This is a genomic window from Methanospirillum hungatei (assembly GCF_020216685.1).
Taxonomy (GTDB): domain Archaea; phylum Halobacteriota; class Methanomicrobia; order Methanomicrobiales; family Methanospirillaceae; genus Methanospirillum; species Methanospirillum hungatei_B.
In genome coordinates this window covers 1-14,556 of record NZ_JAIWNS010000134.1, presented here as the reverse complement: position 1 = coordinate 14,556, position 14,556 = coordinate 1, and the positions used below count along the sequence as shown (strand labels likewise).

General features: G+C 42.9%; 12 protein-coding genes. 5 read left to right on the top strand and 7 right to left on the bottom strand.

The window, feature by feature from the left end:
- Positions 1-482 precede the first annotated feature (482 nt).
- A complete protein-coding gene (locus tag LDL35_RS08655) occupies positions 483-1,325 on the top strand; it encodes a DUF6293 family protein (protein WP_304021741.1) in 843 nt (280 codons plus the stop codon).
- 776 nt (positions 1,326-2,101) lie between these two features.
- Here LDL35_RS08655 and LDL35_RS08650 read toward each other — a convergent pair.
- The 5 genes from LDL35_RS08650 to LDL35_RS08630 form a co-directional block, all read right to left on the bottom strand.
- Positions 2,102-2,302: a hypothetical protein gene (locus LDL35_RS08650; RefSeq protein WP_304021738.1), complete on the bottom strand. Its 201-nt coding sequence runs from the start codon at positions 2,300-2,302 to the stop codon at positions 2,102-2,104.
- A 267-nt stretch (positions 2,303-2,569) separates the two neighbouring features.
- On the bottom strand, positions 2,570-3,004 hold the full coding sequence (locus tag LDL35_RS08645) for a DUF3368 domain-containing protein (RefSeq protein ID WP_304021736.1): 435 nt from the start codon (positions 3,002-3,004) through the stop codon (positions 2,570-2,572).
- Positions 3,005-3,032: 28 nt separating this feature from the next.
- Positions 3,033-3,299: a UPF0175 family protein gene (locus LDL35_RS08640; RefSeq protein WP_304021733.1), complete on the bottom strand. Its 267-nt coding sequence runs from the start codon at positions 3,297-3,299 to the stop codon at positions 3,033-3,035.
- Between the two features lie 685 nt (positions 3,300-3,984).
- Positions 3,985-6,705, bottom strand: coding sequence for an ATP-dependent DNA helicase (locus LDL35_RS08635; protein ID WP_304021730.1), 2,721 nt, complete (start codon positions 6,703-6,705; stop codon positions 3,985-3,987).
- Positions 6,706-6,828: 123 nt separating this feature from the next.
- Positions 6,829-6,957, bottom strand: a complete 129-nt coding sequence (locus LDL35_RS08630; protein WP_304021728.1) for a hypothetical protein — start codon at positions 6,955-6,957, stop codon at positions 6,829-6,831.
- A gap of 123 nt (positions 6,958-7,080) precedes the next feature.
- Between LDL35_RS08630 and LDL35_RS08625 the strand changes: the two genes are divergently transcribed.
- Complete coding sequence (locus tag LDL35_RS08625; protein WP_369694903.1) at positions 7,081-7,668, top strand: iron chelate uptake ABC transporter family permease subunit; 588 nt, start codon at positions 7,081-7,083, stop codon at positions 7,666-7,668.
- A gap of 254 nt (positions 7,669-7,922) precedes the next feature.
- Here LDL35_RS08625 and LDL35_RS08620 read toward each other — a convergent pair whose 3' ends face one another.
- A complete protein-coding gene (locus LDL35_RS08620; protein ID WP_304021725.1) occupies positions 7,923-8,219 on the bottom strand; it encodes a hypothetical protein in 297 nt (98 codons plus the stop codon).
- A complete protein-coding gene (locus tag LDL35_RS08615; protein ID WP_304021723.1) occupies positions 8,216-8,860 on the bottom strand; it encodes an NAD(P)H-dependent oxidoreductase in 645 nt (214 codons plus the stop codon). Before LDL35_RS08615 ends, LDL35_RS08620 begins: the two co-directional genes overlap by 4 nt.
- A 160-nt stretch (positions 8,861-9,020) precedes the next feature.
- Between LDL35_RS08615 and LDL35_RS08610 the strand changes: the two genes are divergently transcribed.
- From LDL35_RS08610 to LDL35_RS08600, 3 genes are all read left to right on the top strand, one after another.
- On the top strand, positions 9,021-9,389 hold the full coding sequence (locus LDL35_RS08610; RefSeq protein WP_304021720.1) for a helix-turn-helix domain-containing protein: 369 nt from the start codon (positions 9,021-9,023) through the stop codon (positions 9,387-9,389).
- Between the two features lie 885 nt (positions 9,390-10,274).
- Positions 10,275-10,481 (top strand): hypothetical protein, encoded by a 207-nt coding sequence (locus LDL35_RS08605; protein ID WP_304021717.1) that lies wholly within the window; start codon positions 10,275-10,277, stop codon positions 10,479-10,481.
- An 88-nt stretch (positions 10,482-10,569) separates the two neighbouring features.
- The gene (locus LDL35_RS08600) at positions 10,570-14,394 is read left to right on the top strand and encodes a PAS domain S-box protein (RefSeq protein ID WP_304021705.1); all 3,825 of its coding nucleotides are present in this window, start codon (positions 10,570-10,572) and stop codon (positions 14,392-14,394) included.
- The last annotated feature ends 162 nt before the right edge of the window (positions 14,395-14,556 follow it).

Here is a 14,556-nt window from a genome sequence, read left to right as displayed (position 1 = left end):
CTGGTGGCCATGTATCTTTACTACCATCTTTTTTTTATTCCCTTCGTTTCTATTAAAATTGGACTTCCACAGATAGAGCAATTTGTATATTTATCTAAATGATTTTTTCATATAGTTAGGATAATCCTATTCCCAAACATTTAAGTCAAGTTACAAGTTGCGTAAGTCCTATAAAATAAGAAAGTACCTCCTATTTTGATTTATCATAATGCTTAACTGCTAAACTTTAAGCATATCGTTTTATTAAACCCTTGGAAACAACGAGCCCATTCTCGTATGACATTCATCTGGTGCAACAAAAGAATATTTACTTAAAAGTACCATAATCTGCAATTCCTTGTAATACAGGGATGAACCATCTGATTATTAGGTGTTAGAATTTTTCATTTGATCGTTCCCCGTCAGTACGGGGATTTATCTGCCATAATCGATATGTGGATAAACCGAAAGACATTTTTGTATTTGTATAAAATAAAAAACCTATGAAAGAGAGTAATCATCCTCATTCTGTTCATATTATTCCACTTGGGTATGAGATTGATCGTGCCATACGACCATTTGATTCAGAAAAAGCCGTGCGGGTGTATCTCCTAACTATGAAGCAGATGGAAAAGTACAATAGTCCGGAGGAGATTCAGATGACCGCACGGGAAAGACATTATGAGAGTCGTGTTTCCGATATCCTCACGGAAAAGGGAATTCAGGTCATTACAAAACAGATCGATATGTTCAATACTCTAGAAGTAATGAGAGAGGTTGCATCAATTATTAATCATGAAAAAAAGCAGAATTCAGTAATAAAAGTTAATATGTCTGCATGTGGTAGAATAACTGCATTTGCGACTACACTTGCAGCCATGGCCCATGATGTTTCACTATATTATGTCCGTGCAGATAAATATGCAGATTCACCCCATGATGTAGAATGCCATGGTCTCTCAATCTGTGAGCAACAGAGAATATGGAACCTTGAAAAAATTCCATTGGCACTTCCGGATAAAACGAAAGTAACTGTACTGTCTCTTTTAGCTGGAAAAAAGGAAGGGCTCTTTACCTGGGAGATCGTGGATTATCTCATCCAGTCAGGAGAATACGGCTATGACATTCCATTCAGAGAGAAGCACAAGGATGAGATGAGAATGGTTCAGAGGAGATATCATACCCGGCTCAATAAAAGCACTCTTGAACCTCTTATAACATCCGGATATATCACCAAAAAGAAAGTTGGGAGGTTTCACAGGATAAAAATAACTCAAAGTGGATTATATCTGGCAGCAGTACATGGAGCCTATATCTCTCCTGAATTTTCAGAGATGTATTCCTGATTCCTGTTAGATACCTGGATATATTGTAATCGATTTCTGGGGTTGTTGCATTACTCTAAACCGTTTGTACAATGAGGTAAAAACTGAAATTCCTTAACAATTCTGGATCCATTCGAATGGAAATTGTCCTCTTGCGGAAATGATTTTTTGTTATGCAACAGCCTCTAAAATCAGATAAATATTGATAATACTTGATATATATAAAAAATTGGAGATTACTGACCTGGTCCGGAAGGATCTTCGTGATAAACTTCTCAACCTCACTATCTCCTGCTCAAAAATTTCATCGTTCTCTTTCATCGGTTTTATCATTTCGTCTCCTCATTACTTCGTAAGTTCTTTGTTTTGGATTGCTCAGACAGCGGTCATGATCCGGAATCGATCCGGAATTGATCCGGAAAGCCTGATCAATTCTACAGCATTGCAGAAAACCCAGCCTGAATAAAATGATTATCGCTGGTAAGGGCATTTTTAATACTTCTTTCATTCATGACTACAAATGACACACAATCAGTAAAACTCCAATTCTTATCATCTCGCTTAGAAAAAAAGTCCCCATCCTTTTTCCCATAATTCAGGATCAACATGCTAAATAGTAACTCTTGGAGAACGACAAATATTGTGATAAAAAGGTATTAAAGACGATCTGAATTTTGGATTGGATAAAGCATTGGAGGTTTCCTCAATAATTGAAGACATAGTAACAAATACTGAGCCTTTTTTCATCAAATCCTGATAGAGTATGTTGGTTGATATATGAAGTGAATCCTTTTGGTTTAATAACGCAATCCAACATGCAGTATCAACGAATATCTTGGATCATTCATGCTTCGCCCTTTTTTCTCAGTTCCATAGAGATAATGATCATGTTCACATGCAAGATCCTGAATGCCGGTATCCACTGCTATTGAGGCAATATTGTATGCAGGATCCCTCTCCGGGTTTATTTCACCATCATCCACAGATTCAATTATCACAGTTTATTTTTTGCCCGGAACAAGTTTTATTTCATCAATCGGCCGAAGCACAGAACCATCAAATACTACGTCCATTGTTGTAGCCATATTATCCCTCCAAGGTTTTTTGTTGTCATAGTATCTGTATTACCGGTATCTTTGTTTTTTCGTTGGCTCTTGATTTTTTAAGAATGGTTCGGAACACTAGCCCATATTTACCCCAACATCCTAAACCCGTCGAATTCGATGGTGATAATGATATTATTGATTAATAAAAAACTCAAGGCGTTATTCATGAGCCATACGTATTACCAGTTGTTTAAACTCCTGTGATATGAAAAACCCTTTATTCTCCAGTTTATCAAGAATTGGAGACACACAAGAAACAAGTCCATCTGATTTTGCCTTTAATAGTAACCCACACGTTCCAATAACTGGTATAGAATTCAATTCGGCATATACACGGGCCAGATTATCATCAAGAATTACCAATGAACCAGGAGTTTCGAGAGCGAGTAAGAGTACTTCCGTTTCACCTCTCCCCAAATCCTGAATAAGTGATACTGCTGAAGTTGCAAGGGGTTCCCTAATCTCAATCCAATCATATAATAATAAATCAGGAACATCGACTCCCTGCTCACCTCCTATCTTAAGCTCATCAACAACAGCTTTTGGAATAACAATCCGACCACAAATTTTCTGGATGATGGAAAGGAGATCCATCTGATGCAGATAAAGAAGAGGTGTTGTATTACAGATTATTAATTTCGAGGATTTCAGCTTCACGAATAAATTCCTTTTGAGATAATGACAATGCTGATACATTGTAATCTTTGAGTCTGCTCAGAAACAGGACACGAGAAATTCCCACCATGCGAGCAGCAGCTCCTGATGATAAACGACCCATTTCATAGAGTTTTACTGCTGCCAACATCCGGATCTCATTTCCAATATCCTTCGGTAAACACTTAAGAGCCACAATCGTATCGTCAGGAATTTGGATTAGAATATCACTCATCTGTAAATCCTCCATTGCAACGTATTGATTGCCAGTACTGTACTCATTAATTATAGTTCCATGAAAAAGGTTTTAGAATAATATCAATCATGCGTAGAATATTCTAAAGCCTGATCCATGAATGCACTTCATTGTATAAACTAACTATCTGGCTTAATCCAGAAAGTTATGTATTATATACATGTTTATATTTGAAAGAATTACCTATAAAATATAAAGACAAAACAGGTTTACAGGTAACCTGTTTTTGATACTCGTATACAGTTAAACATTCTGGAGGACGAATAATGGGATTAGTAGTTCAACACACTCTTAAGCCCAGAAAAAATAGGATCCAATGTAATGAATGTATTCATTTTCATAAACATTCGAGGTGTTGTGATGCGTTTCCAGACGGGATCCCTACTGATATTATTGTAGGAATTCATGACCATCAAGATCCATACCCTGGGGATAATGGGATACACTTTGAACCAAAGGTAAAAACAACCCCTGTATCTGAAGTTGGAAAAGCATCCACTATGATCACAAGAAATTGTTTCAATTACAAATTGAACTAATTTTTCAATAAATCGGGTAATTCAATGGCCCGGTTAGAAGCGCTGGTTTGACTCTCCTCGTTCAGAATTGATACTGGTATCTCTTTAAGAGGAACCGAAAATCTTCCCCATATCTCACCCCTGTATCACACAAACCGGCAGATCCTCACATAATCACATGCCGTACACTGATCCCCGGGGCAGGCAGAAAACTCCCGGTTCATAATTCCGGAAATTAATTTCTCTGCCATCTGTTCTGCCTTTATCAGCATCTCTTCACTCACCGGTACCGGAACCACCGTTGCATCCTCAAGAAAGGCAATCGAACCTGAACAGACCTGCTCTCCAATTGCAGTAAGTCCACGGGCATAGAGCCGTATCTGCATAGAAGCATCATCCTCGGTAACCACCGTATCAGAGGTCTTGTAATCCCGAATCTCTATCCCTTCGTTATCATGCAGAATAACATCCACTTTCCCTGCAACCGTTGCCTGCATCAGGGGATACTCAATCCTTGTCTCCACCTCACGAATCCGGAGCATATCATCCTCCCTGGCCTCGGCAAAATGAATCAGCTTCTCCATCGCCACATCCCGCAGACCTTCTGCACGTCCGGGATCGGCAAATGGCATGAAAAAGTTCTCCTCAACCGAGGTTGCAACCGCCGTAACCGGATCATACCCCTCCTTCATCAGTTCGGCAGCTTCCCGCATACAATGATGGAGAGCATTCCCATACCCAAGATATGGATTGATACCCGGCTGAAATCCCCATATGGTATTTATCCTGTACCGGTACGGACATTTACTATAGTAAATCAGCTCGCCGGCGGCAAACGTCTGGATCTCATCATCCTCACCACGTTGTGACAACGAAAGATCAGGCAGATGTGAAGAGGGATCGAGAACCTCAATATCCGGACAGTCGGCCAGATCCTCAATAAATTCGCTGACACCCTTCTTCCTCCCGTTTAATGTTGTAAAATATGACAGGACAAGCAGCTCCTTTGCCCTCGTCATAGCAACATACATCAGCTTTCGTTCCCCTTCCACGTCGCCTTCATACCTGGACACATTGAACATATCACGGGGAAGAAGCCACCTCTGCTCTCTTCCAGTGTTTGATGAGGGAAACCTTCCGTTCACCAGAGCAGGGATGAACACAACCGGCCATTCCAGCCCTTTAGACTGATGCATGGTCATCAGATTCACCGCATTCAGACCGGCCAGATCATCATCCATTCGTTCATCATAGGCTCCGTTCGCATAATGGTTCAGAAAATACGTTATCGTCTTTAAAAGAGCTGGCCAGGAGACCCGGTGACCACCGAGTTTCTGTGCCGTTTCCACATCGCTTAATATATCTCCGAACCGGCCCAGATTTGCCATGATGACCGCATGTTCAGGATTATCCGGATCCAGCTGTAAAAACCCGAGAATAGAGAGGAGTTCCTGGTACATCCCGGCAACATGATCAAACCCTTTCCCATGGAGCTGCCGTTTCCACTCAGTCAGCCGGGGAAGAATCTCATCAACCGTGCAAAGACCTGGGATTGCATCCACCCACTCCTGTGAACCGAACAAGAGCAGATCCTCCCCCTCAAGCTTATTCTTCCAGTCCCATCGAGACTTCTGGAAAAACCCATCCGGAGAAGCCCAGACCACAATCTTTGCAAGAGCCGCAATCTCCGCCCGGCGGAAAAGACCCACCTTTCCCCCGACCATGAAGGGAATATGCTTCTCCCGAAACACGTCAATGAACGGCTCACCACTCGTATTCACACTCCGAAGAAGAATACCGATATCACCATACCTGCATTGGCCACTCTCAACCAGCCGTATGATCTCATCTGCAATAAAGACGGCCTCACTTTGTTTGTCTGGAAACTCCACAAGATGGGCCTTCCCCTGGTCAGATCGGGAATACACCATCGGAGAGTTGCGGCACTTCTCAAACGTTTCAGAAAAATAATTCGCCGCCTGCACAATCGTCTGCACACTCCGGCGATTCTCCGGAATGGATATCGTCTCTGACTGCTGGTAATACTCAGCAAACTCCTCAAAACAGTGCTCATCAGATCCCCGCCACTGGTAAATCGTCTGCCGTGGATCACCAACGACAAAAATATTACTCCCCCGGCCAAGAATCTCAATAAGTTCCTGTTGTGCCCGGTTAATATCCTGGTACTCATCCACAATAAGATACTGAATAAAGTCTCCGACTTCTGGACGCTTCCGGAGATTCTCCACCGAAAGGGCAATCATGCGGTCAAAGGTCAGCCGGTGGTGCTCATCAAGACATCCTTCATATTTCGTAAGTGAATAATAAAAATCTGGAGAACGCTTCTTCACTTCATCCCGTGAAAGCATCTCGTTGTAGACAACGCCCACACTCCGCTTAAAGTCCTGACATTTCTCGGTATAATTGGAACTCCCTGTCAGGTTCAGTTCCCAGCCGACCCGCATCAGAAAGGCCATCTCCTGATTCTCATCCAGAATTCCCCAGGATCCATACCCAAACTGATCCTCAAGAAGGTGAAAGCAGAATCCGTGAATGGTCCCGACATACATCTCACCAAGCCGGGCACATACCGCATCCTCCCCCAGCTCCTTGACACGCTTATATATTCTGCTCTTCATATTCGCTGCAGCTTTCTCGGTGAACGTAAACGCAACAATAGAGGCAGGCTCCACATGGTCAACCAATAGCAGAGAAACTATCTTCCGTGTCAGTGTTTCAGTCTTCCCGGCCCCTGCACCGGCAATAATCCGGACATGCGGTGATTGTGTTGTTATTGCCGATTGCTGGCTCTCTGATAGCGGTCGTGGTTCATGAAGGATGGTATGAAGAAGCTGGGTGGGTGTCATGATATCTGGTGCAGTATATACCTTTCTGATTGGTACTCTCCCTCTGCTGCCTAATATGTGCTTCGATTTTGTCCCTTACTCGAACGCCTATTTGGGCCATTGAGGCCATATATGTTATTCTTCCTATTCACGACTCATAACAATCAGTTCAAAGATCTTGATAAATTCTCTCGCCCACTCGTACACCCTTGGGATATCATCAGCAGCGGCGATGGGAGAAGTACTCTCAATAATCTTCGGGTTTGGTATCAAATCTGGCAACGCCTGGTGGGTGTCAACACATTTTTCTTTTCGATCTGGAAACTATGGTAGTCTGTTCTCTCGCAATATAGCGAGTTATGACACCAGAATCGATTATATTGGGTGGTACCGCCAATGTTCCTCCTCAATATACAAACGCCACAAATGCAGTATCTAGGAACGGCTCAGGAAGTTCAGGCTGTTGTCTTCTTGATGATACGTCTCTCAAAACCAAAATGGGATGATATCACGATAATTACTCTGATTATCCAGGTCTCTCTGCCCTTCCCTATCTATCGGGCTTCTGATATCACCATCCTCTCCGCAGGCGATGAAACAGCCCACAGGCTGGGGATCAATCTAGAAAGAAACAGAGTCATTATCATGATGATCCCGGCACAGTTCACCGCAGGTACTGCATTTAATGGAATAATTTGGTCTATGGGCCTGATATCTCCGAGTATCGTCCGTCTAATCATAGGTAGAAATAACAGGTACGTACTGCCTTCCTCTGCTTTGGGGAGGGATTCATCCTCCATATCAGATACCGTCGCTCGAACAATCCCTGCCTCTCTGATCATCCCGGTGGGCATTATAATCGCCCTCATTGAGGCACCGTTTTTTGTATATCCCTTTCTGAACCAGAAAAAAGAGTACTGGCAGATCCCTGATGAGAAATCCTCCACCTTTCAAATCGGGGGCATAAAGACATCCGAGGAATAAACAGGATAGAGAGGAAGATGACCCATATTAGGGCTAGCTCTCTGCTGGCCCAAATACTGATTTATCCTCATGGATGATATATCAGTCAGAAAACAGTCATCAATATGATCCATCGGATGAGTTCAACTCCTGAAGGAACATGATTTGCTGATTTTTTCTCCAGTAATTCAAACGAATGTCTGGAAGAGGGGAGAGGAGTAATCCTATGCCCCAATTCGAAAGTTATTTACTATTTATGCCTTTTAGGGGCTAAATTAATTACTTTTTTCAAATAATGCGCTTAAAACCATGAACGGGTGGAGAGGTATATATGTAAATGAAATTAGATTTTCACGCACTAATGGCAATGAATTCATTTTCATTTTAGCATCATCAATAGAATCTGCTTCCAGAATTAATACAGCACCCTGCTGATCTCCTCGAAAATACCACTCTCGAATAAAGCCATCCATATATAATTTCCATGATTCTTTCATCTCTTCCAAAAGATGAGGACTGACATCATCTAGAGTTACCCCAGGTTGAAATGTATCCATTGCGAGGATCTTCATGTTGCCACCATAGCGATAAGAAAATCTTTATACCGTTCTATCTCGGCAATACCCCTTTCTCTATCCATCGAAGCAACATCAAATATCAAATGTGGTGGCAATACTTCTAATCCGACAACTTCAAAAGATACATGACTTAAAATTCGAAGCATCTCATAGATATCACCGGCATTTCCTTGATTTGAATACATAACCTCTGGAGCTCCGGTTGTAATGCTCAGAAGTACTTTCTTCCCTTTGAGAAGACCAGTGTCATACATTGCATCGTATCGGAATGCATATCCTGCTTGAAAAACCCGGTCAATCCACCCTTTTATAATGGCCGGCCATGATGAGAACCAGATTGGGAATTGAAAAATTATCAGATCAGCTCTGTCAACCTTCTTCATTTCTCCTAAAATGTCGGAGGCATAGGATCCGGTTTCATGGGCATGCAGTGCCTCACGATAAAAATGGAATGAATCTTTATCAACTCTCTGAGTATAGTCTTCTGCTTTGAAGACAGGGTCAAATTTCATAGCATATAAGTCAGACACATCAACTGAATGACCATTTGCTTTTAATGCATCCACAGCCGCATCTTTGAGAGCTGCATTAAAAGATGATGGATTTGGGTGTGCATATATTATCAGAACATTCATAGGTATCACATCTTTACAGACCAGATATCAATTACCATCAATCAGATTAATATCTACATTTTTACTGCAAGAAACAATCTGATGATAAGTATATTTTTATTAGTGAAAGAATAAATATTACATACTGATAAAAATGAAATTAACTTACCTTTAAGATACTATGTATGAAAAAAATGGAAAATCATATTACTGCCCGGTGGAGGCTGCCCTCGATATTTTAGGCGGAAAATGGAAGCCACTTATCCTTTGGTACCTTAAGGATGGGAAACTTCGCTTTTCTGAGATCAACCAGATAATTCCTGTAGTAAATTCAAAGATGCTGACCAAACAATTGAGAGAACTTGAAAAGGATGGGGTCATTATCAGAACAGTATATCCAGAAATTCCTCCAAAAGTCGAGTACCAACTATCTGAGTTAGGAAAATCAGTTATTCCAATTCTGAATGCATTATGTGCCTGGGGATGCGATTATCTTGGCGTGACCGAATTGCATGATTCTGAATTGATATGTGAACAGGAAAATTCTTAAGAACATATTCTATTTCCTGACTCCCATGGTTCTGTCTGAAATTCAAGTGATGTCACACACTCATTCTCACTCTCATTTTCTGTGTTTATTCAGGCTTCTTTTAAAGAATAATCTATAGGATTTACACAACCAGTGACTTGACTTACATGGTAGGAAATATGATTATAGTACCTATATCAGAAAACTATCTAGATAAATGAACAAATAGCTCTATCTGCGTACGTCCTCATCTAATGGGAAAGACCAGACCAACAGCGTGATTCTGAAATGTTTTTTACATTACTCGAAAAATTGATGGAGCCATAATATTGCTGTCTTTATAAATATCTCTGAAATCCTCTGCAACTATCTTTACATAAGCAGGAGACAGATGAACCATTAGATTAATATAGTGATCTATCAGTCATTTCAGAAATTCAAAAAATTTTATATGAATATTTCCTGATCCCTTTATGCAGAACAAGGATTACGGGGTATTCATACAAAGCGAACCAACAGGGATCAGAATCTCATACCTGCCTTTGGATCAAAAAATTCCGGTCTCATGGATTGAAATACCGGTCAGAGAGAATCTTCCGGACAAAAAACAATCAAAACCCGTTATTTTTCCCTAACCCAAAAGAAAGTTCATTTCTTCTCATCATCTGCTGCCAATTTACTACTTTGAGAGCCTTCATCATTCACTTGGCCTTATTTGAGTCATTGTCGGCGAGTTTTCAGGTGCCATCATAAGAACTGAACATAAAGAATTCTTCACATAATGAAATATAATCACTTTAATTATGCTGACGCAGAGATTGATCATATTCGACCTCATTACACCAGTCATACCTGGTTTACCACCACGTTGGTAAGGTCTCAACATGTCGAAAATTTTAAAAAACATTGTCACAGGAAGAAGCATGGATTGACGCGAAAAAGCGATACAGACTCAGCGATGAGCATATCCGGATGGCAAAAGAACTTGGTCTGAACCCTGGGAAATTCGGATCATATGCACCAAACAAACAGGAGCAATGGAAAGAGCCATTACCGGATTTCATCAGGACTCTATATGCCAAACGATTTAAAAAGAAGGAATCCGGCAGATAGATATCCGCGTATAGTCCGGCGTAAATAACAATATTTTTATCTGTAGCATGCGACGGAGTTGTCAGAGACAACACATTCGATAGTCATTATGATTCAATTACTCCTAGTGGATGATGACCCGACCCTGCTGGAGGCCCTCTATTTCTATCTTGAGGATACCGGAGAGTATACCGTCCATACATCCCGTTCTGCAGCACAAGCCCTGATACAGATCCAGCAGGAATCATATGACGCCATTATTGCAGATTTTGATCTGCCTGATATGGATGCCCTGCAGTTTCTTGCCATATTACACAGATTTAACTCCTCACCGCCGGTTATCATCTTCTCCGGACACGATGAGGAACAGGCAGCCCGTCTTGCCCTGGAATCAGGAACGGAGTACTACCTAAAGAAAGGAGAAGACCCCCGTCTTCAGTTTCCTCTGCTCCGTAACGCAATCTCCTATGTTTTGGACCGGAGAAATTCTCCTGTCGCTCATCTCACGCAGAATCAGTTACTTGCCACAATCGCAAAATGCACCTGGCTCCTCTTAAAGGAACGGCAGGTAAACCGTGCATTACAGAAAGTCCTTGACATCATCGGCCCAGTCACGAATCAGGACCGGGTCAATATCTTTGTGTCCCATACCGATCCAAAAACCCATGAGCTCCTGGTAAGTCAGCGGTTTGAATGGACGAACACGGGGATTGATTCACAGCTCGATAACCCGGATCTGCAGAACATGCCATTTCAGACCGTTGCCCCCTACTCATATGATCTGCTGCATAGAGGGAAGGTGGTATCAGGGCTGGTAAAAAACCATCCGGAGAGTGAACGGGAGATCCTTACTGCCCAGGGGATCATCTCCATCCTCCTTGTCCCCATCATTGTAGATGAGAAGTTCTGGGGATTTATCGGATTTGACAACTGCAGAACAGAATATGAATGGAACAAGGGAGAGAAGGAGACGCTGCTCGCCAATGCCATCGGGACTGCAATAGCCCGTGCATCGGTTGAGGAAGATCTGCGAAAGACAAATGAGTATCTTGAAAACCTGATAACCAATGCCAGTGGTCCGATAATCGTCTGGGACCCTGAATTGCATATCACCCGGGTGAACCGGGCCTGTGAGATACTTACCGGATATCAGGCCTGTGACCTGATCGGAAAGGACTTATCTGTCATCTTCCATCCACCGGATCAGGACCAGTGGACCTGTCTTATGAAGATGGCACTCATGGGAGAGCGATGGGATATGATAAAAATCCCGGTACGGCACCGTGACGGGAGTGTCCGAATTATACTCTGGAACTCATCTCCCATCTCCTCAACCGGCGGGGGGACGATTGTTGCAACCATTGCCCAGGGTCTTGATATCACAGAGAAACTTTGTCTTGAAGAGGAGAAGGATGCTGCGATAAAACAGATTAAAGTCAATTTTGCCCAGCAGGCGATACTCAACTACGGGATCAGAAACCCCCTTGCGGTCATTACCGGGTATGCAGAACTCATTCCGGAGAAAGAGATCAGGGAGATGATTGTAAAGCAGGTCAGCCAGATAGATTCCATGGTCACTCAGCTGGACCGGCGGTGGAATGAATCTGAGTCCATTCTCCAATATCTTCAGAAACATCATGATATCCGTCTGGATGAGAGCTGCCCTGTCATTACACCTCCTGTGAGCCTCTCCTCTGTCTCTCCCGGACCCGGTCTTTATGGCATCGGCATTGAAGAGCTGATACTGGTCTTTGAAACCCTTGATATCGTTATTTATGTAGTCGATTTAGAGAGCCATGAACTGATATACGAAAACCAGAAAGCAAAAGACCTTTTTGGAGATATGGTCGGAAAACCCTGCTATGAAGTATTGCAAAAAGGTCAGACTTCTCCCTGTTCATTCTGTACAAACCGGCAACTCACCGATTCAAAAGGCCCACTCGGGACGCATGTATGGGAACGGAAAAATCCCATTGATGGCCGGTGGTATGAATGCCATGCACGTGCAATCCCCTGGACGAACGGACGACTGGTCAGACTGGAGATGGCAGTTGACATATCAGGAAGAAAGCATGCTGAAGAGATATTACTTCAGAATGAGGAGAGATACCGGCAGATCTCATCACTGATGTCAGACTTTGCATTCTCCTGTGTCCGGTATCCTGACGGGATGTTTCACATTGACTGGATGGCCGGAGCGGTCGAACAAATAACCGGCTACACCATCGATGAACTTAAAGAGATGCAATGCTGGCGGGCAATTGTTATAGATGAGGATCTCCCTGTATTTGATCAGTACGTAACAGGCCTTGTTCCTGGTCAGTCTGAAACCTGTGAACTCTGGGTCAGGCATAAAAATGGTGATAGGATCCGGATATCCTGCAAGACCAGGTGTGAAGAAAGTGAGGGCCAGCCCGGAGTCATCAGGCTGTTTGGGGGGTGCGATGATATTACACAGGCCTGGCAGGTTCAAAAAGCCTTAAACGAGCGGGAAGAGCGGTATCGTTCCTTTTCATCCATGATCCGGATGATGTGCGATACGGTTCCGGATATGATATGGGCAAAAGATTTGGAGAAGAAGTATTTATTTGCAAACAAGGCCCTCTGCGAAGACCTTCTGAACGCCCGTGATCCCTCTGAACCGATTGGGAAGACTGACCTGTTCTTTGCTGAACGTGAGAAAAGAGAACATCCTGAAAACCCTGAATGGCACACCTTTGGAGATATCTGCCGTGATACGGATCAGATTACCATGGATGCAGGAGAACCCAGACAGTTTGATGAGTATGGCAATGTGAAAGGAAAGTTCCTCTACCTGGATGTGCATAAAGCCCCGTTCTTAAATCCAAAGGGCGAGATGATCGGAACGGTCGGGTCTGCAAGGGATGTTACCAGGCAAAAAGAAGCAGAAGTCGTACTCAAACAGAATGAAGAACGGTTCCGGGCTATTGTGAGTGCGATTCCGGATATTCTGTTTACATTAGATGAGAACGGCGTATATCTGACCTGTCATGTGAATGATCCTGCTCTTTTATTCGTTCCGGAAGAGGAACTGATCGGAAAATCACTTCATGACCTTCTCCCAAAACCAGTTGCAACCAGGGGTCTTTCAGCCATTCAGAAGGCGCTCATGACCGGAAAGATGCAGTTCTTTGAGTATTTCCTTGATATTCAGGATAAAAAGCTCTGGTTTGAGGCACGGCTTATCAGATCAGCACCCCGTGAGGTCCTGGCAATTATCCGTGATATTACAGAAGAACGGTATAATGAAGAGGCCCTTCGTCAGTCAAACGTGAAACTCCGCCTTTTAACCAGTCTCACCAGACATGATATCTATAATAAGATATCAGCAGTGGATATGTTTCACAACCTGGCACTAAAAGCTTCTGATCCTGAAAAGATACATGAATATGTGCAAAATGCCCGGATCGCTGGGGAACAGATAGAAAAGATAATCAGCTTTACCCGTGAATATGAGAATTTCGGAATAGATGGAACAGGGTGGCTGGCCATACAATCGATTGTGGATTCGGCTTATGAAGAGGCAGAATATCCGGGTATTGTGTTTTATAACGAAATACCACAAAACCTTGAGATATTTACGGATCCCATCATTCGGAAAGTCTTTACTACGCTCCTTGAAAATTCAATACGGCATGGAGAGCGGGTAACACAGATTCATGTGAGGGCAGAGAGGAGGAATGGAGATTGCATTATTGTCTATGAAGATGACGGGATTGGCATTGTCGGAGAAGATAAGGAGATGATCTTTGAACACGGATTTGGGAAGCATACCGGCATCGGTCTCTTTCTTGCTCGTGAAATCCTTTCCATTACCGGTCTTTTTATTCGTGAGTGTGGAACATACCAGCAGGGTGTACGGTTTGAGATCACCGTTCCTTTCGGGAAATGGCGCTATGGAGAAGATACATGACTGATCAGATCTCCGTTTTATATGTCGATGATGAACCTGACCTCCTGGATTTAGGGAAGATTTTTCTCGAACGGACCGGTGATTTTCGCGTAACCATCGCAACCGGCGTGAACGAAGCCCTTGTTGCCATGAAGGAGCGGGAGTTTGAGACCATCATCTCCG